Consider the following 20,697-nt stretch of genomic DNA (forward strand, 5'->3'; position numbering starts at 1 on the left):
GGAGGGGCGGTTGCCCCACGTCCTCCCCGCGGCGGATCGATCACCAGGCGAAGGTAGCCGCGTTGGACTTATCGACGAGTTGGACGTCGATGGGGATCACGGCCGGAACATGGGCGCCCATGTACTTGGCCAGCGCGATGGCAAGGCCGATGCGCATCTGGTCGCGCGGGAACTGGGCGGCGGTGGCCTTGAAGGCCGAGCCGGCAGCAATCGCCTTGGTCGCCTCGGGGGCGCCGTCGACCGAGGTCAGGACGATGTCCTTGCCCGAGCCTTCGATGGCGGCGAGGGCGCCCATCGCACCACCGTCGTTGACCGAGAAGACGCCCTTCAAGTTCGGGTGCGACTGGATCATGTTCTCAACGACGTCGACGGCAATGTCGCGTTCCTGACGACCATTCTGAGTGTCGACCAGCTTGACGTCCGGCGCCTTGGCGAGGGCGTCCTTGCAGCCGCGCACACGCTCGAGGATCGGAACCACGGCGATGCCATCGAGAATGGCGACTTCTCCCTTACCGCCAATATCTTTGACCATCGCGTCACAGGCCAGGACGCCCGCGTCATAGTTCTTGGAGCCGACGAAGGCGTCGACGCCAGCAGCCTGCGCGTCCACGGAAACAACCGTCACGCCCTTGGCCTTGGCGGCTTCGACGGCGCCACGGACGCCCTCGGAGTCGGTGGGGTTCACGACCAGGATATTGACGCCCTTGGAGACCATGTCCTCGATGTCGCTGAGCTGCTTGGAAACGTCGTGACGAGCATCAGCGACGTAAACCTCTGTATTTGCACCGAGCAGTTTGGCGAAGGCCGTGACTTCCTCGTTCATCACGATGAAGTAAGGATTGTTCATTTCCTGGAAGGAAACACCAATCTTGGGAGCATCCTTGGAGAAAGCTGCACCTGCCGACAGGACAAGCGTCGCCGTGGCGGCAAGTAACGCCGCTTTTGCGTGGATATTCATAACGTCTCCTCCGTAATTATTGCCTTTCGGCGGATTCCTTCTAGCTGACCTCCTGCGTTCGCCCGTAGACTTTTTTCCTGATTTGTCTTGTACTTTTTCTACCTCAACCTTGAATCGTCAGCGGAATTTGGCGGGCCGGTTAGCCATAGGTATGAGTGGCAACCAGATGCCGACGGTCGTCTTGACAATGGTGTCGTCTGGTTCAGATCATTGAGGCAGTTGAGCTGCGAACGGCCGGCGACGGAGGAGGAACGAACGATGCCGGAGATGAAGCCATCGCTCGAGGTGAACGACAACAACCTCGGAAATTCCTTCCGCTTTCAACGCTGCGGGTGGCCTGGTGACAGCGACAAATGGCACTTTCATCCGGAATACGAGTTGCACCAGATCGTCAGGACCAGCGGCAAGCTGTTCATTGGCGACAATGTGCTGAATTTCCGGCCCGGCAGCCTGTTTTTGATAGGTCCCTACACGCCGCACAATTTTGTCAGCGACGCGCGGAGTGGCGCGGCGGTTCCCGAGCGCGACCTCATCTTGCAGTTCCGCAAAGAGTGGATCGAGGCCAGTGCCAACGTGCTGACCGAGTTGCGCCTGCTTCGACCGGCCTTCGACGAAGCGGTGTTCGGCGTCGAATACGGCGGCGAAACGCAGCGATCGGTCTACGGCCTGATGAACGGTATCGATACCCAGGAGCCTCTGGAGCGGCTCATCTCGTTCATGCGGATCATCGACGAACTGAAGCAATGCCGCCGCAAGACGGTGCTCGGAACGTCGCGCTATTTCATCGATATGCGAACCGTTTCGCTCCGGCGTTTCAACAAGGTGGTCGATTATATCCACGAGCATATCGAACAAGACGTCTCGATGGAGGCAGCGGCCGACCTGGTCGGTATGAGTTACAAGATGTTTTCGCGCTGGTTCATCGAGTGCACAGGCATCGGCTTTCGCCGTTACGTCATCAAGACGAGAATCAATAAGTCCTGCGAGTATCTGTTTTCCACAGCGCGCTCCATACAGGAGATCTGTTATCTTGTGGGATTCAACAATGTCTCCAATTACAATCGTCTGTTCCGGCAGGTAATTGGCGTCACGCCCAGCGAATTCCGCCGCAAGTCGCAAGAAGCGCAGGAGTACGAGTTCCCGCTCGAAGGCTTCGCCGCGGCTTGAGGCGAAGCGTCAACTTTCGGTGGCGGTTGGAAAATAGGATCTCATGTGCTCGTAGAGCCGTTTGAATGTCTCAAAGCTACGCTCGTAGACGGCGTTGGCTGTGGCGTCCGGCATCAGCACTCTTGCCTGTTGGCGGACACTCAGCCAGTCCCCCATCTGCTGGCGGTCGATCATTCCTATGCCGTAAGCGGCGATCACCGCCGCGCCATAGGCCGCCTTGCCGCTGTTGGGCAACACCCGCACCGGCCGTCCGGTAACATTGGTGATGATTTCGATCCAGAGATCGGATTTCGACACGTCGCCGACGACGGTCAATTGCTCTTCGAGCCCCTGAAAGGCGGCGCTGCCGTATTCGATGTTGTTCTTCAGCGCGTAGGCAACGCTTTCCAAAATGGCTCGATAGAGGTGAGACTTGGTGTGGTTAAGCGTCAAGCCGGTGATGGTGCCACGGGCGTCCACATCCCAAATCGGGCTTCGCTCGCCCATGAAATAGGGAAGTACCATCAGGCCGTTGGAGCCTGGTTGGATGGTTGAGGCGTGCTCATCCAGGAGGTCAAAGGCCGAAATGCGGCGCTTGCCTCCGCTGGTCAAAGACTCGACCAGCCGTTCATTGTCGGCAAAATTGTCTCGGAACCATTGGACCACCGAACCTGATGTCGCTGAACCACCGTAGGAATAAGTGAGTGTCTCGCTATCGATCACATATGGCATCGACACAAGCCCGGGAAAGCGATCGGCACTGGCGTGGATGAACCCCCAGCAGGTCGACGAACTCAGCATGGCGGCGTGCTGCCCCTCGCGCACCACCCCGGCCCGAAGCGTGGCAACCGCCGCGTCGACACCGCCGGCACAGACCGGCAATCCTTCGGAGAGACCCAGCATGCGCGCGCCGGCTTTGTGCAACCGCCCGACCACCTCCTGCGAGCCGACCAGCCGCTCCGGAAAGAAGTAGGGAGGGATGTCGAGAATATCCGCCATCTCCTCAGACCAGGCACGTTTGCCGAGGTCGTAGACGCCGCCGATGTTGCAGGCTTGCGAATGGTCGACGGCAATTTCGCCTGTCAGGCGGTAAATGATATCGGCGTTGGGCGGCAGGAAATAATTGATGCGCGACCAGACTTCCGGCTCGTGATTTTTGATCCACAGGATCTTTGTAAAGCCGAAGTAGGAGTCTGCGCCGTTACCGGTAATGGCGTAGAGATCCTTCTCGCTGATCACCTGGCGAACGCGCTCGCTCTCGATCTTGGCGCGACGGTCGAGCCAGAGCAGGCAAGGGCGGATCGGCTGCATGCCGACATCCACCGGAATACCGGTTCCTCCGCCATTTGCCGATACTGCCATTCCCTGGACGCTTTGGCCACTGACGCCTGAGCGCAGCAAAGTCTCCCGCACCGCCTCTATGAAGGCTTGCAGCCATACTTCAGACGATTGCTCGGCCCATAGGCTGTGAAGACTGACGAAGCCATATTCTGCTCGCCCCTGTCCGAGGATACGGCCGTCCCGATCCACCAATACGGCTTTCACCGAGGAGGTACCCAGGTCCACGCCCAATACGCAATCGGCCCCGGTCATTGGTACCAGGCCTCCTCTTCCGTCTCATCCCTTGGCGGCAGGATTCTAGCGCCCGCCTGCTCCAGACCGATAATAATAGTCCATTCCCCTGCGATGGGGCAATCGAGCGGTTCAAAGTTTGGTAGATAGTTTAGGACGAATTTACCTATGCGAGCTTAAGTTGTGCACCAAGCCAACACCATGCGCGCTGGCATTCACGTTGAGCAGCGTTGCACGCTCGCTACTTTATTTTGTACGCCTCATGAAATACACTAACTTGTGGTGTGGCTCTTTCGGCCTGCTCCCTAAGCTACCTTGATCGTTACGACGCTCGTCGACCATCGCCAAGCTGGAGACTCCAATGACCGTCAAGTCGCCTAACCCAATAGATATTCATGTTGGTTCGCGCGTGCGCATGCGCCGACTTCTTGTCGGCATGAGCCAGGGAAAGCTGGCGGAGCAATTGGGCGTTACTTTCCAGCAGGTTCAAAAATACGAAAAGGGAACCAGTCGCATCAGTGCGTCCCGTCTTCAGACGATCGCTAATGTCTTCGAGGTTCCCGTAGGCTTCTTTTTCGAGAACATTGCCGGCCATTCGCACATTGATGGCGACCCATTGTCGGACGCCGTCGACACTACCCTGCTGACGCAGGACGGCATGGCCCTCAATAAGGCTTTCGTTCGCATCAGGAGAGCGAGAGTCAGAAGATCCATCATCGATTTGGTGAAAATGCTCGCCGACGATGGCCAGACATCCGTCACCGATTTCACGGTTGGCGCTGAGATTCAAAGCCTTCGTTCCAACTGAACTTCGGGAGGCTTTCGAACCAAACGAGGAACGACGTGCCCTTTGGACTGAAGACCTTCGGCGAGACGCGATTGATCGGATCCGACGGCCAGCTGGTCGCCTTTCCGGATAAGGGATTGCTTGCAATCGCTTTCTTGGAGTTTCGGCCATCTGGAAGAGTATCTCGGACTGAATTGGCGTCTTTTCTTTGGGGGGAGGGCAACGACGGCGGCGCCAAGGCGCTCGGCAATCTCCGTCAGCTGCTGTCGAGGATCAGGATACGTCAGCGAGAGCTTAAAGCGAACATCCTCGATATCCGTTCCTCCGAGATTGCTCTTTGTCGGGACGCTATCGGTTTTGATTTTGAAGACATGCAGCGGGGGTACTCGGAGGGGCCTGTTGAGCGCCTGGAGATCTTCCTGAAGATCTTATCGGGGCAGTTTCTCGCCGATATCGATACATCGTCAGAAACGGGCCAGCTCTGGCTTCTGGAGCGGCGCGATTTCTGGTTGGCCGAATTTGCCACTGCGTTGGAAGAGGCGGCGGCTGCCCTTTCGCGCCAGAACAGCGTGTCGATCAAGACCGCGGCCGCGCGGCTCATCGAGCTGGACCCTTACAGCGATGTCGCCCATCAGGTTCTGATGCGGGTCTATGCCAAGGATCGGAGGCTATCCCAGGCCCGGCTCATTTATGACCGCTACAAGCAGCAGCTCTGGTCCGAACTCAATACTCGGCCGTCCGAGGACATGCTTGGCTTTGCCCGACTGCTGTTCAACGATGAGGGACGGGCGGCTGTTACCGCCATGGAGCCAACCCCAGAGTGGGCTCAAGCGCGCCATCCGGAGCCGGCTTCAGCATTGCGCCCCCAATTGCCGCGCTTGCTGTTGCTGCCGCCAAGGCGCTCCGAGGAAAAGCGGAATTGGGCGCCCATTTCCGGGCTGATCGAAGACGTCACCATCGGTCTCTGTCGTATTCCGACCATGGCGATTGTAGCCCCCCATACCGCCAGGCGGATCGCCGGGATGGCTGGAGAGGAGGCCGATCTTCTGAAGCAGTTCGATGTTTCCTACGTTTTGGAGACGCGACTTCAGGAGCGGGGCGGAGAAACCGCCCTCTATGCAACGCTTGTCCATGTTGCGAGCGATGGGGTTGTTTGGTCCGAGAAATTTCCTGGCCACCCGGACGATTTTCCGGACACCTACAATCAGCTTGTTGCCCGGATCGTGCTGGAGACGGCAGGTTCGATCGCCAGAAAAGAGTTGGCGAAGATCCGCACCATCTCAAAGCCAACTGCCTATCAGAACTTTCTGCTCGGACAACATAGCCTCTCGGTTGCCGATCTGCCCGGTATTCGTCGGGCCCGAAAATTCTTCCGCGCAGCTCTTCACGACGCATCGCAATATGCCTCGGCAATTGCCGGTCTGGCGCGAACGGAACACCTTGAGTGGCTCCTGACGGCACGCGGCGATGAAGAGTTGCTAAGTTCGGCGGAGGCCCACGCCCGCGACGCCATCCGCATTGGGGCCGACGATGCCGGCGGCTATCATCAGCTGGGCGTCGCCAAGCTCTACCAAGGGCAGTTTTTCGAAAGCATGGAAGCCTTTCTCGAGGCTGAAAGCCGGGCTCCGTCGCATGCCGACCTGCTTGCCGACCATGCTGATACGCTCGTGCACGCCGCCGATCCGATCCTCGCTCTCGACAAGATCAAACGAGCGATCGAACTCAACCCGCTATGCCCCGATCTTTATTGGTGGACGGCGGCTGGTGCTAATTACTTTCTAGAGGAATATGGTGAGGCCATCGCTTGTATCGGCCGGATGGCCGACCAAGCCAATGCCGGAAGGCTGGCCGCGGCGGCCTACGCCATGCTTGGCGACCAACGAAGCGCCAAGAGAGAGATGCGCCGGACACTCGCGATCTATCCTGATTTCACCATCGACGATTGGCTGATGAAGGTGCCGATCCGCGAGAAATGGAAGACGGACATGTTTCGAGACGGCATGCGGAAAGCGGGCTTCAAATAAGGAGCCCGTGGTTGAGGAGAGAAGAACATGGCTAAGTTGGCAGTTCTCGGTATCTCCGGCGAGTCCGGATATTGGTTGGTCGATTTTGAAAATGGCACGGTGTCAGCCCTGCCGGATTCCGCAAAGGAACCGTTCGATTTTTCCAAGACCGCCCGTGACAAGGGCGCGAAACTGGTCGCCGGTGTTGATCTTGCCGTGGCGCTCGACAGCGGCGATGAGGCCTTCGATGGCAAGGGCGAGGCTTTCTCGGGTCGCCTGAGTGCCTATTCTGGCCGTCTCAACGGGTAAGGGCGCGTTCGGTCCGATAGAAGTGGCATCAAGCACACACACCTATTCGGACCGCATGTGCCGTCCGGAGGATACTTTGGTACGCGTGGCGTCGGCGCTCGCCGAGCACGGGGTCACGCGTCTTGCAAAGGTGACTGGGCTGGATTGCATCGGCATTCCGGTCTGGAATGCCATTCGCCCCAATGCCCGGGCGCTCTCGGTTCACCAAGGCAAAGGCATCTCGGATGTTGACGCCAAGGCGTCGGCCGTCATGGAAGCGCTTGAACGGGCGTGCGCCGAGCGGCCAAGTCTTCCCACGCGGATGACCTCGGCTGCAGAGCTGATCGCGAAAGGCAAATTCTGCGATGCTCTCGACGATCTCGTGGCGGCGGGTCACCACCCCAAGGATCGCGCCTGTCGCTTGGAGTGGGTCGAGGGGTACGACCTGACGAGCGGCGAGGCGATCTGGGTTCCCTTGGAAGCGGTCCTTCTCGATTTTACCCGTTCCTCGCATTTTTGGCAGTCGTCCGACGGGCTAGCCTCCGGAAACACCGACCGGGAGGCGATCTTTCACGGCCTGCTCGAACGCATCGAGCGCGATGCCGATACCCTTTGGTCCCTTGAGCGTTTCGAGCGCCAAGCGGCAACATGCGTTTCAAGCGCCGATCTCAACGACGCCGTCGTGACCTTGCTGGTGGATCGCATAGAACGGGCCGGGTTCAGGCTGCAGCTTTTCGATATGACCAGCGATCTCGGCGTGCCGACCTTCTCGGTTCTGCTCGCACCCGCCGACGCGTTATCGCGTCGATCCCTCCGATATATTGACATCACGATGGGGAGCGGCACGCATCCGGTTGCCTACCGCGCAGCGCTTCGGGCCATCACCGAAGCCGTTCAGTCGCGACTGACGCTGATTACCGGCACACGCGACGACGTCGAGGACGATGTCTACGAGAGCCAAGCGTCCGAATTCCTTCTGCGTAAATTGCGACTTCGACCTCAGGCTCGCATCCCCCCCGACCTGTGCGTTCCGGGAGACGGAGTGGAGGCGATGCTGACGAGTGTTCTGGACAGACTCCGGGACCGCGGAATCGGTCGGATCATCGCAGTTCGGCTGAACCCCGGCGAAGACCGCTTTTCGGTGATAAAGGTGATCGTGTCCGGCTTGGAGCATCCCGATGGGCGCAGACAGCGTCGTTTTGGCGCAAGGGCTCTCTCGCGTCTTCTGGTGTTTCGATGAAGGTCATATTCATCGGTCCATCGCTTCACGGAGCGGAGGCGCGTGCTCCTGCCGGCGCGGCGCTTCGCCCACCCGCGGCCAAAGGTGACCTATACCGGGCTGTGGAGGAGGGTGCCGACGTCATCGGTCTCGTCGACGGTTATTTCGAAGCGACGGCGGCGGTTTGGCACAAGGAAATCCTCCATGCCTTGTCGTGTGGTGTGCGCATGTTTGGCGCGGCGAGCATCGGCGCGTTGAGGGCAGCCGAATGCGCCGCGTTCGGCATGACCGGAATTGGAGCTATTTACGAAGCCTATGCCAACGGCCAACTGGAGGACGACTCCGAGGTTGCGCTGTTACACGCGCCAAAGGAGCTCGCCTATCTGCCGCTGTCGGAACCTCTGGTCAACGTGAGAGCCACGCTCAACCATCTGCTACTGGCCGATCTCATTGCCGAGCATCAATCCCAGGCGCTGATCACAACGGCTTCGTCGATCTTCTACAAGGAACGGACCTGGAGGATGATCCTTGCCGCGGCGGCGCTGTCGCCCGACGAACGCATGCATATCAGTGGACTGGTGCGGACATTTCGCGTTGACCAGAAAATGATCGATGCGGTGGCGCTGTTGAAGGCGGTGGAGCTCGAAGCCGACGCCCGATCGAAGCAGTCCCCGGCTTGGGACTTCTCGCATACGTCCTATTTCCAGACGCTTGCTACCTAGTGGTAGTCCGCCGTTTCCAATTTATAACGGCTCTGTCACGGCACACTTGGTTAGGTCCCCAGGTAACGTGTGCTTTGTAGGCAATGAAGGGGATCGAGATGCTGGATAGAACCATCGACAAGGCCATTGTGGCCGATTCGGAGGAGTTCGCGGCCCTCGCGCGGTTGATCATCTATGCGCGCCAAACGTCCAAGACGTTGAATGCCGAGTTCACGTCCTATTGCCTCGACCTCGCGCTGGCGGCGGTCATCGACGAGATGGAAAAAGCCGGTTTCGACACCTCCATCATGGCTCCGAACGCAGAAGCGGTGATCGGCGAACTTCACTGACGAATCCGCTTCGGCAGAGTGCTGGAGCTGGCTGGCTTTGAGCGCTGGGAACCTGTGTTCCCGGCGCTCAAGCGTGTTTTAGGGCCCGAGGCGACGCCTTGGAATGACGTCGTCTTTACCCGCGAGGTGCGTCCAGGCTGAGCCTTTGGCCGCTCTTGGCATCGAACAGGTGACCTTGTCCTTCCTCGAAGGCGATTGAGAGCCGGTCTCCGACAGCAATCGGAATACGTCGGCGGACCAGGGCGACCAGTTTATTGCCGGCGGCATCGACCACGATGTGCGTCTCCGACCCAGTCGGTTCGACCACGTCGACATGGGCTTCAACACCGCCGTTATCGGACACCTGGATGTGTTCCGGACGGATGCCGAACTCCACCTCTCGCCCTGCAAATTCAGCCGGGTAGGGGCCGATGGCAACGACCGCGCCGGACGCAACCTTCAGACCGGCCTGATCGGCCTCGAGGATGCCGACGACGAAGTTCATGGCCGGCGAACCGATGAAACCGGCGACGAAGCGGTTGACGGGCCGATCGTAGAGTTCGAGGGGCGTGCCGATCTGTTCGATATGGCCGGCGTTGAGCACCACGATTGTGTCAGCCATGGTCATGGCCTCGATCTGATCGTGGGTCACGTAAACGACGGTTGTGCCGAGCCGCTGGTGCAAGCTCTTGATCTCGGCGCGCATGGCGACACGCAGCTTGGCATCGAGATTGCTGAGCGGCTCGTCGAACAGAAACACCTTGGGATTGCGGACGATAGCTCTGCCCATGGCAACGCGCTGGCGCTGTCCACCGGAAAGCTGTGCAGGCTTGCGATCGAGCAACGGCTCAAGGCCAAGGATGGCGGCCGCCTCGCTCACCTTCTTTCGAATCGTTGCCTTGTCGGCCTTGGCGAGTTCCAGCGCGAAGCTCATGTTCTGAGCGACGGTCATTTGTGGGTAGAGCGCGTAGTTCTGGAACACCATGGCGATGTCCCTGTCCTTCGGCTCCAGATGATTGACCACCTTATCGTCGATGGCGATGGTGCCGGCGGAGATGTTCTCCAAGCCGGCTATCATGCGCAGAAGCGTCGACTTTCCGCAGCCCGACGGGCCGACGAGCACGACGAATTCCCCGTGGCGGATGGCGATGTCAACGCCATGGATGACGGGGACCGCGCCGTAGTTCTTGCGCACATTGCTGATTGTGACACTGGCCACTTTGCTTCCTCCCCGATTTTATCAACGACGCCTGCGAACGCGGATGGCAAGATGGGGTTTGCCGGGCAGTTCGATGGCAAACGCCGCATCCGGACGCCGTGGGCGCACCTGCGCCCCGTGCCGGGTCGGATGATTGGCCGGCGCGTCGACGAGCTTGGCCGGGCTGATCGTCATGTTCCACGTATCGATGACGTCCACATCGTAGTCGCCGGGTTCGGTCGGCAGCCCAGGCGCCCAGATCGCCGGCTGATGTTCGCCGAGGTAGATGTAGACGACATCCCCATCGCTGGCACCGGAGACTCGACTCCACGGCCAGTTGTCGGAGGGTGCAAGCGGCGTGAGACCTTTCTTCACGTCCTGCTCGAGGAGATCGCGCAGGAACCCGATCCGTTTCCAGGCCTCGCCACGCAATACGCCGCCCTTGGCCCACCAGAGGATATCCTCAGGATGCATGAACGTTTCGCCATGGCCGGCATAGCCGCCGCGCAGAAGCGTGATCCAATAGCGATGAACCAGTTCCTCGGCCGAGATATTGCCCCAGGATAGAAGGATATTACCCTCATATTCAGGCTCGTCGTTGACGACCGGCTTGCCGTAGGCATCGCGCCATTCCTGGGTGCGCTTGACGTCCCAGTTCTGGATGCAGACGTGGCTGACCCAGGGTTTACGATGGTCGTAGTTGGCCTTGACGTCGCCGTTGTGGATCGACTTGAGATGCCGGTAGGGATCGTTTTCCTCGATGATCTGGAAATAGCGATCCCATTGGGCCATGGGCTTGGAGTTGAGCAGGAAATCGTACTCGTTAGCCAAGGACCACCAGACATTCCGGAAGGCCGCGAGGCGCGCCGTGAGATAGGCGACGAAGCGATAGTCCTGCGCCGCTGACATCTCACAATAACCCCAGCGGTCGTAGGGGTGGAATATGATGATATCCGCCTCGATTCCGAGAGCGCTAAGCGCGGCCACTTGAGTCTCGAAATGGCGGAACGCAGCGGGGTTCGGGCGGTCGAAATCGAGCTCGCCTTCGTCATCGCGTTCGAAGATGTCAAACAAGGGCTCGTTGACGTTGAACGGATAGTCTTTCGGGAACACAGCCATACGGATCTTGTTGAAACGGGCGCCGGCGAGCGATTTCAACGTCTCTGCCTGCAGTTCCAACGGCTGATGCGTCCAGGCGTAGCTCGTTGTTCCGAAAGGCAGATAAGGCGTTCCGTCGGCATAGGCAAAGTGGAACTGGTTGGCAACGTGGACCGGACCATGGCTGCCCGCTGCCGGTACCTTGACGCTGAAGGCGCCTGTCTGCCCATCGAGTTCGGCGACGTTGGAAATGGTCGTGTAAGTCCATTCGCCCTCATTGTCGGGCATGAAGCGGACTTTGTAGACACCGGCGCCATCATAAAAGCCGGGTACGCGGACGACGCGGCTGTTTTGCTTGAAGAACGCTTCGAAGCCGGTGTCGAGATAGGGGTTGCCGGTTTCGGGGCCGGTAAAGCTGGCCTCAAAGAGATCCCACTTGGATACGCTCTGCTTGGACATATTCTGGTTATCCTGGTTGAGGCTTCAGCCCTTGACGGCGCCGGATGTCAGTCCGGAAACGAAATAACGCTGGAAGATCAAGTAGACGATGGTGGCCGGCAGCACGGTCATGACGATGGCGGCGTTGAGCTGGCCGTAATCGCGCGAGAACTGCCCTTGGAAAGCCGACAGGCCGAGCGGAAGCGTCCACATGTCCCGGTCTTGCAGGAGCACCAGCGCCATGGCGAATTCGTTCCAGGTGGCAACGAAGTCGAGGATGAACAGCGCCGCCAGCACCGGGAGCGTCACCGGCAGGAATATCCGCCGGAAGGTGGTGAAGTGAGAGGCGCCGTCGATGCGCGCCGCTTCGCTGAGTTCCTTCGGGATAGCCCGGAAGAAGCCGTAGAGGACGAACACCTGATAGGGGATGCCGAAGGCGAGATAGGGCAGGATGACGCCGGGGTAGGTGTCGATCAGTCCGATACCGTTCACCAGCGTGAAGATCGGTGCCAACATCACCTGGAAGGGGATCATTGTTCCAAACAGCACCAGCAGCAGGATCAACTTGCCGAAGCGCATGGGGATTTTGGCTAGGGCATAAGCGGCCATGGCCGACAGGAACAAGCCAAGCGGCACCTTGACGACGGTGATGATCGCCGAGTTGACGAAAGTGGTGCTGAAGCGGCCACGCGCCCAAGCCGAGGTGAAATTGGAAAACTGGGGATCGGTCGGCGGTGCGAAAGCGCTCGACGTCATCACCTGCGCTGTCGACTTCAGCGATGTGAAGACGATGAAGACGAAGGGGGCGATCCAGATAGCGGCGACCAGCAAGAGCGAGATCCAGAGGCCGATCAGCACCCAGTCGCGCGGCGGCCGGTCGGCCGCGGCAGTTTCAACGGAAACGCTCATTCCGCGGCCTCCTCGCGCTTCTGACTCCAGCGCATGTAGGGAATGACGACGGCGAGCGTCACACCGAGCAGCACGACCGAGATGGCACTGCCACGGCCGAAGTCGAAGATCTGCATCGACTGGGTGAAGGCCCAGAGCGCCAGCATTTGGGTCGATTGAGCGGGACCGCCGCCGGTGAGGCCGTAAACAATGTCGAAGGCCTTCAGGGACGAAATGATGGAGAGGACGAGCACGATGGTCAGAGTGGTGCGCAGCGCCGGCAGCGTCACGTAGCGGAACACCGCCCAGCGGCCGGCCCCATCAATGCGCGCCGCTTCGACCAGCGACTTGTCGACGCCCTGCAGGCCGGCAAGAAACAGCACCATCGAAAAACCGACCGACTGCCAGACATAGGCGCCAAAAGCCGAATAGAGGGCGATGTCGCGGTTGCCGAGCCAGTCCGGTACGAAGGCTTGCAGGCCAAGCGAGGTCAGGATCTGACCGAACAGGCCGAAGAAAGGATCGTACATCCAGCGCCACATGGTGGCGACGGCGATCGGGGCGATGATCACCGGCAGGTAATAGATGGCGCGCAGGCTGTTACGGCCAAAGATCGGCTGGTTGAGGCCGAGCGCCAGAGCGAGGCCTATCATCGGCGGAATGGCGACTGACAGCGTGGTCCAAATCAACGTGTTTCGAAATGCCACCCAGAACACAGGGTCCTTGGTGAAGACGTCGACATAGTTGGCCGCACCGACGTAGGTTTTGACCGGATCGAGACCGTTCCACTTGAAGAAACTCAGCCAGATCACGTCGAGCATCGGAAATATGGCGAACACACAGTAGATAACGAGGGCCGGCCCCAGCAGCATCGCAGCCTGGATACGGGTATCGGACAGATTGACGCGTTCGGCCATTGAACGCCTCCTTGCCTTTGGCGGCGACAGGATATGGCCGGCCTCTTGATAGGCCGGCCACTCGGATTTCAGAGCGGCCAGTCAGCCCTTGTTGGAGATGAAGGTCTGCATCGCAGCGGCGGCATCGGCGGGCGTCATGTTGCCGGTGCCCACTTCATTGATCACCCTGAAGTATTCTGTGGTCACATCGAGTGGGAATGCCTGGTCACCATTCAAATAAACCTTGTCATAGGTATTGAATAGGTCGATCCATTTCTTCACCATTGGATGCACTTCTCCATATGCGACATTCTTATTCACAGAAGTCGTACTGGAAGCCCCGAGCAAACTCTGCTGGATGGGCGTGGAGAGCAGATAGTCGAGGAATTTCGCCGCGAGATCCGGGTTCTTGCTCTTAGAACTCACGTAATAATAGTTGGCAAAGCCGTAGAGGCGGCCGGTGCCCGTTGGGAACGGAAACAGGTCGACTTCATCGAGCTTGCCGGCCTCGGAGAGCTGCTGCACAAGCCAGTCGCCTTCCAGCATCATGGCAGCGCGATTGGCCAGGAACAGGTTGAACGCTTGGGAATCGTTGATGCCCATGAAGGGCGACAGGATGTAATCTTTGCTCCACCTTTGAAGTTCGCTGAAAGACTGGGTGACGCAGGCCTCTTCCGTCCACTTCAGGGTCATCGCCGTCAGCGCATCATGCTTTTCGGCACCGCACTTGGCCTCAAGAATAACGTCCATCAGGCGCATGAGGTGCCAGTTGACCGTGCCGCCGAAGGCGATCGCCGGGATGCCGGCTGCCTTCAGCTTCTCGGCGTCAGCCACCAGTTCGTCGTAGTTGGCAGGGAGCGAGGTGATGCCTGCCTTCGCGAACAATGCCTTGTTGTAATAGAGCGCTTCGCCGGAGAGGGACAAAGGCACGCCATGGCGGCCGCCCGGATACATTCGCGAGAAGGAGCCGGATGCCGACACCAACTCGTCGTCCCATTTGTATTCCGCGTAATACTTGTCGAGCGGCAGGCTGAGGCCAGCCTTCACATATTCACCCCCGAGGCCGAGACCGGCCCACATCATGTAGATATCCGGCCCCTTGTCGGTGCCGGCGGCGACGCGGATGGCGGTCTTGTGATCATCCGTGCCTCGGGTGACGACCGTCACCTCGGCGCCGGGGTTGGCCGCTTTAAAGCCGTCGACCGCTGCGTTGAAGGCTTTATTGGCGGCCTCGGAACTGAAATTCAGCGTCCAGAGCGTGATGTTTTCAGCCGCCGACAGGCTCGTTCCGGTCAGAAGCAGAGCGGCGGCGATGGCCGCGCGGGATACGCTAGCAATTTTATTCATGGCTTTCCTCCCGTCGATTCAAAAGCGGTTCGATCACTGACAGGCAGGCGAGGGCAGGTCGCCCTCACTTGGCGCGATGGAAAAAATGCGGCCGGCCGGGGGGAGGCGGTCGGCCGCATAGGGCTTCAGGAGGAGAGGTCAGCCCTTGTTGTGGATGAAGGTCTGCATGGCGGAGGCCGCATCGGTCGGCGCCATGTTGCCGCTGGCCACTTCATTGATGACGCGGAAATATTCCGTGGTCACGTCAAGCGGGAAGGCTTGGTCGCCGTTCATGTAAACTTTGTCATAGGTGTTGAAAATATCGAGCCATTTCTTGTCCATCGGACGCAGATCTTTATAGACAACGTGCTTATTGATGGACGAAGTGCTGAATTTTCCGAGCACGCTCTGCTGTACTTCAGTGGAGTTGAAGTAGTCGAGGAACTTCGCGGCGAGATCCGGACTCTTGCTCTTTGAGCTCACATAATGATATTCGGCAAACCCATAGAGCCGGTTGGTCCCCGTCGGAAACGGGAACAGGTCGTAACCGTTGAGGTCGGTGGCCTCGGCAAGCTGCTGCACCAGCCAGTCGCCCTCCAACATCATCGCCGCCCGACCTGCGACGAACAGGTTGAACGATTGAGCCTGATCGATCCCCATGAAGGGCGACAGGATGTAATTCTTCGCCCACTTGTCGAGCTCGGTGAAAGAGTCCTTCGCGCAGGCTTCCTTGGTCCAGTCGACCGCCATGTTCATCAGTGCGTCATGCTTTTCAGCGCCGCACTTTGACTCGAGGATCACGTCCATCAGCCGCATGACGTGCCAGTTGACCGTGCCGCCGAAGGTGATCGCAGGGATGCCGGCTGCCTTCAGCTTTTCCGCGTCGGCAACGAGTTCGTCATAGTTGGCAGGCGTGCCGGTAATGCCGGCCTTTTCGAACAGCGCCTTGTTATAGTAGAGCGCCTCGCCCTTGAAGGTGAATGGCACGCCGTGGCGGCCGCCCTCGTAGATACGCGAGAAAGAAGCCGCGGCGGGGACCAGTTCGTCGTCCCATTTATATTCCGCATAATACTTGTCGAGCGGCAGGCTGAGACCCGCCTTCACATATTCGCCGCCGAGGCCGAGGCCCGCCCACATGAAATAAATGTCCGGCCCCTTGTCGGTGCCGGCGGCAACGCGGATCGCGGTCTTGTGGTCGTCGGTGCCACGGGTGACGACAGTCACCTTAACGCCGGGATTGGCGGCTTCGAAGCCGGAGGTAATCTTGTTGAACGCTTCGTTCGACGCTTCCGAGCTGAAGTTCAATGTCCAAAGCGTCAATTCCTCGGCCGAGGACAGGCAAGTCCCGGCCAATAGCAGACCGCCGGCGAGCGCGGCGCGCGAGGCAGCAGAAGTTAATGTCATGATTTTCCTCCCAGTCGTTTCTAGCGCGACTGAGCATGGAGTATGGCCGCCTTTACCCTCTGTCAAGGATCATTATGTCATTTTCGACGTAATTACCCGACGTTAAGGCGACTAGTTACGTCGAAAATCTAGCATAAACGATTGAATTTAGCCGATTTCTGCCGAGAGATTGGATTCCTTGGGCTCTAGCTGCCCCTATTATGTCATTGACGGCGGAAAGGCGCGACACTACCGTTTTGTCGCAGGGGACGTTAAAGCGTCGACGGGTAGTATCTATTAAGTTCGTCGGAGACGAAATTGGCCAACATGATCACTAGCGAACTCGAGGGCCTGCTTTATGGCCGCGAGTTGGACTCGCCGGTCGTAAAGGTCGTGAGAGCACTGAGTGGCCATGGAGCGGTGAGCACGTCGCAGATTGCGCGCAATACCGGCCTCGCCCGATCGACCGTTTCCACCATTCTCGCGGACCTCAAGCGATCGAATCTGGTGGTCGAGATGGAGGCGCGGAACCCAGGCCCCGGCCGGCCGGCCATCGCTCATTCGCTCAATCCGGAGGCGGGCACCTGCGTCGGGGCCCTCCTGGATGTCGATGAGATCCGGGTGATTGTTGCCGACGTGGCGCATAACGTGGTCGCCGATCTGGCGATGCCGGTCGAGCGGGAGTATTCGCCCACCAAGGCTGCGCGCGTCGTCAAGCACGCTGTGGACACGCTCTACAAGGAACACAGCCTCGCATACGGCAGCCTGATCGGTATCGGCTTTGCAGTCTCGGCACCGCTGGCGCCCGACGGACGCGTCATGCGGTCCTCGGCTTTGCCGGGATGGCAGGGTACCGACTTCCGCGAAGCTTTTGAGCCGGCGTTGCAAAAACCCATTTTCGCCGACAGCGAAAGCAATTGCGCCGCGCTGGCTGAGATGATGTGGGGCGCAGCCAGTGGCTGCAGCGACTTCGTTCTGCTGAAACTCAACCAGGCCGTCAGTGGCGCCGTCGTGGTCGATGGCCGAGCGCTTGTCGGCGCCTCCGGGTCGGCCGGCGAGATGGGCCATATCGTCGTCGATCCGCACGGGCCACTGTGTCGATGCGGTAATCGCGGCTGCCTCGAACTTTATTGCGGAGCCGGCTTCGTCGCAAAGATGGCTGCCGATTGGCTCGGCCGCTCCATACCTGTCGATGAGATTGTAGCACGTGCCGTTCAGGGCGAGACGGGCTTCCGCCGTCTCCTCGCCGATGCCGGCGAGGCGGCCGGCCGTGGCCTCAGCATGGTCGGCGCGATGATCAACCCGCCACTGTTCATTGTTTCCGGTATTCTGGCCGGTGCCGGCGAATTGCTGCTCGCGCCGCTACGCGCCAGCTACGAGAAGCACTCCTTCGTCAAGCGCGATGACGTCGACGAAGCGCATTATCCGGTTTTCAGGGCAGGGAAGTTTCTCGATAACGACAACTGCCTCGGCGCGGCTGGACTTGTCCTTCGCCACAGCAGCCGCCTGAAATGACTTACGCTTTCCAGACTGGAAGGCGATGGGGCGGCTTGCACAAAGTTGCCGGGTGCTCGACAGTGAGATGATCTTTATTGTGAGCTGTTAAGCCCTATGGCCTATCCAGCGCAGTCTCATACCCATCTCGAAATGCCATCCATGAACATTCTGTCCATTCAGTCTCATGTCGCCTACGGTCATGTTGGTAACGCGTCAGCCGCTTTTGCCATGCAGCGTCTCGGCCATGAAGTTTGGCCCATCCATACCGTCCAGTTCTCCAACCATACCGGCTACGGATCCTGGAAAGGACAGGTGTTCGACAGTTCGTTGATCGACGACTGCGTCGAAGGCATTTACGAGCGGGGAGTACTGGGGAGTTGCGATGGCGTTCTGTCCGGCTATGTCGGAGCGCCGGCCATCGGGGACTCTATCCTCAAGGCCGTGAAGCGAGTGCGAGATGCCAATCCGGCAGCGGCGTATGCGTGCGACCCGGTGATCGGCGATGTTGGACGGGGCATTTTCGTGCGTCCCGGTGTGCCGGAATTCTTCCGCGACCAGGCGGTACCAGCGGCCGATCTCGTCACACCCAATCATTTCGAGATGGACTATTTGGTTGGGCGGCCTTCGACGTCGATGGATGAAGTCAGGGCATCGATCGCCGATCTGCATGCGCTTGGCCCCAAGGTCGTGCTCGTCACATCGCTGATCGTCGATGGTACGCCGGATGACACGCTCGATATCGTCGCCTCCGATGGCGACAACCTGTGGCTTGCCCGCTCTCGGCGGCTGCCTCTATCGATCAACGGCGCCGGCGATGCCATCGCGGCGCTGTTCTACGTGCATTGGCTGACCACGCGCTCGGTGCCTGAGGCATTGTCGCGCTCAGTCTCTTCAGTGTTCGGCCTCCTGAAGCGAACCGTCGAGGTCGGTAGCCGGGAAATCGTGCTGATCGCCGCCCAAGACGAGATCGTCCGGCCATCGACCATCATTTCGGCCGTTCAAATTTGATCGACATGACCTCAGCGGTCAGGCGGTTACCCTGAGGCTGATCCGGTCGGCGGAGAAGCGCGTCCGCGAGCATTGCACCGGCCGACCATCCAGATCGGTATTGACGGCCCGCGTCTCCAGCACAATGGCGCCGGGCGACAAGTGCATCAGTTCGCGCTCGCGGGCATCGGCGTGGCGGGCCGACACTTCTGTGCTCAGCCGGAGATAGTCTGGCAGGTCACAGGCGGCGAAAGCTCGGGTGATCGAGCCAGTGGCGGCAATATGGCGAGCGATGTCGGGAAAGCGATCGGCCGGAAAGAAGTGGTGCGAACAGGAGACGGGTCGGCCATCGACGTAGCCGGATTCCTCCACTTCAATAACCGATTGCTCTGGAGCGATCTGCAATTGAGCAGCCACCTCGGCCGAAGCCTGAAGCTCGCCTGAGCGTAGCAGGCGGGTCGTCACCGAAGATGCCTGATCGCCGACACCAGCTGAGAAACGGGTTCGTTTCGAGATCGGCAACGTCAGCTGGCGACCACCTGTAATGATGGTGCCGTGTCCCTGAATGCTCTCGACGAGCCCTTCTTCCGCCAGAAAGGCGAGGGCGGCCCGTACGGTGTGCCGGTTGACCCCGAAGCGCTCGGCGAGATCGAAGGCTGGCGGTAATCGGCCAGTTTCCCGGAATTCACCGTCGGCAATCGATACGCGGATGCGATCGGCAATTTGCCGCCAGAGGGAGACGCCCGAATGTCGCTCGACCGGCTTTGGCTGGGCCATGTCACCTCGCTGTCACGGAGTTCCGTTAAGACTCTCGTTATTGTGTAGTTGTCTAGATTAATAGACAAATATGCAAGATGCAAGCCTGCCCTGCCAAAGCGGCAAGCGGGTGTTACCGGAGCGAGCCGATGGATGCCGCTGCTGTTGTTGATGATCCTGAGATGGAACGCCGCCGGCGCCGCATGGGGCTTCTGGCTCGCGCCAATGCCGCCGAACTTGAGGCTGCCTGGACGAAGCTCACCGTTCCGCCAGAAGTGACCGATCTGCGCGGTCCGGAGACCGGGCTCGTCATGTTGACCGGCCGTATCGGTGGCGATGGCGCCCGCTTCAACCTTGGCGAGGCGACGGTGAGCCGGTCGACGGTACGGCTGGCATCTGGTCATGTGGGTTTTGGCCAGTTGCTCGGCAGCGACCGGAATCGCGCCCGCCGCGCTGCCGTCTTCGACGCCCTTGCTGGCACGGAGAAGGGGCGTTTGGTGGTGGACCAGCTTTGCGCGGTCATTGAAACGCGTCTCGCCGACGAGCATGAGCAACAGGAAGCCGAGACGGCGTCAACGCGCGTCGATTTCTTCACGCTGGTGCGGGGAGAAGACTAATGCCCCACGACATTCCTTCACTTGAAGCCTCTCTGGACGGTGGATTCGGTCAACCGGTGTTCGAAGCGCAGGCGACCTTTCGCCTCGTGATGGACGCCATGGCCCGGCCAGGCAGCTGCCATCGCATTAAGGCCGACGTAACGGCTCCAGGTCTCGCCGGCCCAGCCCAGACGGCGCTGGCGCTCACACTTTGCGACGCCGACACGCCGGTCTGGTGCAGTGATGCATCGCCAGCGCTCGGCGCTTGGTTCGCCTTTCATACCGGAGCCTCCCTGACGGCAAATCCCGACCAAGCGGCGTTCGCGTTCATTGGACTGAACGGCATCACGCCGGAGGACTTGCCTCTCGGGACCCAGGATTACCCCGACCGCTCAGCGACACTCGTCGTTGAGGTGGGATGCCTTGGCGAGGGCGAGCGCTTCGGCCTCACGGGTCCCGGCATCGACGGCCATTATGACATCGCCATCGAGGGATTGCCCGAAGGCTTTGCCGCCTTTCGCGCCGCCAACCGAGCGCTCTTTCCGCGTGGCCTCGACGTGGTGCTGACGGCTGGTCGTGATCTCGTCGCCCTGCCACGCTCCACTCATTTCATCCCTTCGGAAGGCTGAGC

20 protein-coding genes are annotated in these 20,697 nt (G+C 59.7%); 11 read left to right on the forward strand and 9 right to left on the reverse strand.

The window, feature by feature from the left end; genetic code table 11:
* Nucleotides 1-40 precede the first annotated feature (40 nt).
* Nucleotides 41-952 carry a substrate-binding domain-containing protein gene (locus AB6N07_RS16460; protein ID WP_370678261.1) on the reverse strand — a complete coding sequence of 304 codons (912 nt, stop codon included), beginning with the start codon at nucleotides 950-952 and terminating at the stop codon, nucleotides 41-43.
* Nucleotides 953-1,216: 264 nt separating this feature from the next.
* Between AB6N07_RS16460 and AB6N07_RS16465 the strand changes: the two genes are divergently transcribed.
* The gene (locus tag AB6N07_RS16465) at nucleotides 1,217-2,125 is read left to right on the forward strand and encodes a helix-turn-helix domain-containing protein (RefSeq protein WP_370674156.1); all 909 of its coding nucleotides are present in this window, start codon (nucleotides 1,217-1,219) and stop codon (nucleotides 2,123-2,125) included.
* 9 nt (nucleotides 2,126-2,134) lie between these two features.
* On the opposite strand, the gene AB6N07_RS16470 is transcribed toward AB6N07_RS16465, so the two are convergent.
* Nucleotides 2,135-3,697 (reverse strand): FGGY-family carbohydrate kinase, encoded by a 1,563-nt coding sequence (locus tag AB6N07_RS16470; RefSeq protein ID WP_370674157.1) that lies wholly within the window; start codon nucleotides 3,695-3,697, stop codon nucleotides 2,135-2,137.
* Between the two features lie 340 nt (nucleotides 3,698-4,037).
* Between AB6N07_RS16470 and AB6N07_RS16475 the strand changes: the two genes are divergently transcribed.
* The 6 genes from AB6N07_RS16475 to AB6N07_RS16500 all read left to right on the forward strand — a co-directional run bounded on the left by AB6N07_RS16475 (nucleotide 4,038) and on the right by AB6N07_RS16500 (nucleotide 9,024).
* Nucleotides 4,038-4,484, forward strand: coding sequence for a helix-turn-helix domain-containing protein (locus AB6N07_RS16475; RefSeq protein ID WP_370674158.1), 447 nt, complete (start codon nucleotides 4,038-4,040; stop codon nucleotides 4,482-4,484).
* A gap of 350 nt (nucleotides 4,485-4,834) precedes the next feature.
* On the forward strand, nucleotides 4,835-6,487 hold the full coding sequence (locus AB6N07_RS16480) for a BTAD domain-containing putative transcriptional regulator (RefSeq protein ID WP_370674159.1): 1,653 nt from the start codon (nucleotides 4,835-4,837) through the stop codon (nucleotides 6,485-6,487).
* A 27-nt stretch (nucleotides 6,488-6,514) separates the two neighbouring features.
* On the forward strand, nucleotides 6,515-6,775 hold the full coding sequence (locus AB6N07_RS16485) for a hypothetical protein (RefSeq protein ID WP_370674160.1): 261 nt from the start codon (nucleotides 6,515-6,517) through the stop codon (nucleotides 6,773-6,775).
* Between the two features lie 55 nt (nucleotides 6,776-6,830).
* Nucleotides 6,831-7,994 (forward strand): YcaO-like family protein, encoded by a 1,164-nt coding sequence (locus AB6N07_RS16490; RefSeq protein ID WP_370678262.1) that lies wholly within the window; start codon nucleotides 6,831-6,833, stop codon nucleotides 7,992-7,994.
* On the forward strand, nucleotides 7,991-8,695 hold the full coding sequence (locus AB6N07_RS16495; protein ID WP_370674161.1) for a TfuA-like protein: 705 nt from the start codon (nucleotides 7,991-7,993) through the stop codon (nucleotides 8,693-8,695). Before AB6N07_RS16490 ends, AB6N07_RS16495 begins: the two co-directional genes overlap by 4 nt.
* A 98-nt stretch (nucleotides 8,696-8,793) precedes the next feature.
* Nucleotides 8,794-9,024 (forward strand): hypothetical protein, encoded by a 231-nt coding sequence (locus AB6N07_RS16500; RefSeq protein ID WP_370674162.1) that lies wholly within the window; start codon nucleotides 8,794-8,796, stop codon nucleotides 9,022-9,024.
* Nucleotides 9,025-9,139: 115 nt separating this feature from the next.
* On the opposite strand, the gene AB6N07_RS16505 is transcribed toward AB6N07_RS16500, so the two are convergent.
* From AB6N07_RS16505 to AB6N07_RS16530, 6 genes are all read right to left on the reverse strand, one after another.
* A complete protein-coding gene (locus tag AB6N07_RS16505) occupies nucleotides 9,140-10,222 on the reverse strand; it encodes an ABC transporter ATP-binding protein (RefSeq protein ID WP_370674163.1) in 1,083 nt (360 codons plus the stop codon).
* Nucleotides 10,223-10,243: 21 nt separating this feature from the next.
* On the reverse strand, nucleotides 10,244-11,758 hold the full coding sequence (locus AB6N07_RS16510; RefSeq protein ID WP_370674164.1) for a DUF5060 domain-containing protein: 1,515 nt from the start codon (nucleotides 11,756-11,758) through the stop codon (nucleotides 10,244-10,246).
* A gap of 24 nt (nucleotides 11,759-11,782) precedes the next feature.
* Nucleotides 11,783-12,646 (reverse strand): carbohydrate ABC transporter permease, encoded by an 864-nt coding sequence (locus AB6N07_RS16515; protein WP_370674165.1) that lies wholly within the window; start codon nucleotides 12,644-12,646, stop codon nucleotides 11,783-11,785.
* Complete coding sequence (locus AB6N07_RS16520; protein ID WP_370674166.1) at nucleotides 12,643-13,542, reverse strand: carbohydrate ABC transporter permease; 900 nt, start codon at nucleotides 13,540-13,542, stop codon at nucleotides 12,643-12,645. The genes AB6N07_RS16515 and AB6N07_RS16520 overlap by 4 nt, the downstream gene beginning before the upstream one ends.
* Before the next feature lie 81 nt (nucleotides 13,543-13,623).
* Complete coding sequence (locus AB6N07_RS16525; protein WP_370674167.1) at nucleotides 13,624-14,868, reverse strand: ABC transporter substrate-binding protein; 1,245 nt, start codon at nucleotides 14,866-14,868, stop codon at nucleotides 13,624-13,626.
* 138 nt (nucleotides 14,869-15,006) lie between these two features.
* Complete coding sequence (locus AB6N07_RS16530; RefSeq protein WP_370678263.1) at nucleotides 15,007-16,254, reverse strand: ABC transporter substrate-binding protein; 1,248 nt, start codon at nucleotides 16,252-16,254, stop codon at nucleotides 15,007-15,009.
* 303 nt (nucleotides 16,255-16,557) lie between these two features.
* Between AB6N07_RS16530 and AB6N07_RS16535 the strand changes: the two genes are divergently transcribed.
* Both AB6N07_RS16535 and pdxY read left to right on the forward strand, forming a co-directional pair.
* Nucleotides 16,558-17,745 (forward strand): ROK family protein, encoded by a 1,188-nt coding sequence (locus AB6N07_RS16535; RefSeq protein WP_370678264.1) that lies wholly within the window; start codon nucleotides 16,558-16,560, stop codon nucleotides 17,743-17,745.
* A 141-nt stretch (nucleotides 17,746-17,886) separates the two neighbouring features.
* Nucleotides 17,887-18,735 (forward strand): pyridoxal kinase PdxY, encoded by an 849-nt coding sequence (gene pdxY / locus AB6N07_RS16540; protein WP_370674168.1) that lies wholly within the window; start codon nucleotides 17,887-17,889, stop codon nucleotides 18,733-18,735.
* A gap of 18 nt (nucleotides 18,736-18,753) precedes the next feature.
* On the opposite strand, the gene phnF is transcribed toward pdxY, so the two are convergent.
* On the reverse strand, nucleotides 18,754-19,491 hold the full coding sequence (phnF, locus tag AB6N07_RS16545; RefSeq protein WP_370674169.1) for a phosphonate metabolism transcriptional regulator PhnF: 738 nt from the start codon (nucleotides 19,489-19,491) through the stop codon (nucleotides 18,754-18,756).
* Between the two features lie 128 nt (nucleotides 19,492-19,619).
* Between phnF and phnG the strand changes: the two genes are divergently transcribed.
* Nucleotides 19,620-20,087: a phosphonate C-P lyase system protein PhnG gene (gene phnG, locus AB6N07_RS16550; protein ID WP_370674170.1), complete on the forward strand. Its 468-nt coding sequence runs from the start codon at nucleotides 19,620-19,622 to the stop codon at nucleotides 20,085-20,087.
* Nucleotides 20,087-20,695: a phosphonate C-P lyase system protein PhnH gene (phnH, locus tag AB6N07_RS16555; protein WP_370674171.1), complete on the forward strand. Its 609-nt coding sequence runs from the start codon at nucleotides 20,087-20,089 to the stop codon at nucleotides 20,693-20,695. The genes phnG and phnH overlap by 1 nt, the downstream gene beginning before the upstream one ends.
* Nucleotides 20,696-20,697 lie beyond the last annotated feature (2 nt).

The organism is Pleomorphomonas sp. PLEO, assembly GCF_041320595.1.
Classification (GTDB): Bacteria; Pseudomonadota; Alphaproteobacteria; order Rhizobiales; family Pleomorphomonadaceae; genus Pleomorphomonas.

What these genes read in the sequence shown, in the direction of transcription:
- AB6N07_RS16520 (WP_370674166.1), bottom strand. Translation starts at nt 13,542, where the DNA reads ATGGCCGAACGCGTCAATCTGTCCGATACCCGTATCCAGGCTGCGATG.
- pdxY (WP_370674168.1), top strand. Translation starts at nt 17,887, where the DNA reads ATGAACATTCTGTCCATTCAGTCTCATGTCGCCTACGGTCATGTTGGT.
- AB6N07_RS16480 (WP_370674159.1), top strand. Translation starts at nt 4,835, where the DNA reads ATGCAGCGGGGGTACTCGGAGGGGCCTGTTGAGCGCCTGGAGATCTTC.
- AB6N07_RS16525 (WP_370674167.1), bottom strand. Translation starts at nt 14,868, where the DNA reads ATGAATAAAATTGCTAGCGTATCCCGCGCGGCCATCGCCGCCGCTCTG.
- phnF (WP_370674169.1), bottom strand. Translation starts at nt 19,491, where the DNA reads ATGGCCCAGCCAAAGCCGGTCGAGCGACATTCGGGCGTCTCCCTCTGG.
- AB6N07_RS16475 (WP_370674158.1), top strand. Translation starts at nt 4,038, where the DNA reads ATGACCGTCAAGTCGCCTAACCCAATAGATATTCATGTTGGTTCGCGC.
- AB6N07_RS16470 (WP_370674157.1), bottom strand. Translation starts at nt 3,697, where the DNA reads ATGACCGGGGCCGATTGCGTATTGGGCGTGGACCTGGGTACCTCCTCG.
- AB6N07_RS16515 (WP_370674165.1), bottom strand. Translation starts at nt 12,646, where the DNA reads ATGAGCGTTTCCGTTGAAACTGCCGCGGCCGACCGGCCGCCGCGCGAC.
- AB6N07_RS16465 (WP_370674156.1), top strand. Translation starts at nt 1,217, where the DNA reads ATGCCGGAGATGAAGCCATCGCTCGAGGTGAACGACAACAACCTCGGA.
- AB6N07_RS16490 (WP_370678262.1), top strand. Translation starts at nt 6,831, where the DNA reads ATGTGCCGTCCGGAGGATACTTTGGTACGCGTGGCGTCGGCGCTCGCC.
- AB6N07_RS16510 (WP_370674164.1), bottom strand. Translation starts at nt 11,758, where the DNA reads ATGTCCAAGCAGAGCGTATCCAAGTGGGATCTCTTTGAGGCCAGCTTT.
- AB6N07_RS16535 (WP_370678264.1), top strand. Translation starts at nt 16,558, where the DNA reads ATGATCACTAGCGAACTCGAGGGCCTGCTTTATGGCCGCGAGTTGGAC.
- AB6N07_RS16495 (WP_370674161.1), top strand. Translation starts at nt 7,991, where the DNA reads ATGAAGGTCATATTCATCGGTCCATCGCTTCACGGAGCGGAGGCGCGT.
- AB6N07_RS16485 (WP_370674160.1), top strand. Translation starts at nt 6,515, where the DNA reads ATGGCTAAGTTGGCAGTTCTCGGTATCTCCGGCGAGTCCGGATATTGG.
- phnH (WP_370674171.1), top strand. Translation starts at nt 20,087, where the DNA reads ATGCCCCACGACATTCCTTCACTTGAAGCCTCTCTGGACGGTGGATTC.
- AB6N07_RS16500 (WP_370674162.1), top strand. Translation starts at nt 8,794, where the DNA reads ATGCTGGATAGAACCATCGACAAGGCCATTGTGGCCGATTCGGAGGAG.
- phnG (WP_370674170.1), top strand. Translation starts at nt 19,620, where the DNA reads ATGGATGCCGCTGCTGTTGTTGATGATCCTGAGATGGAACGCCGCCGG.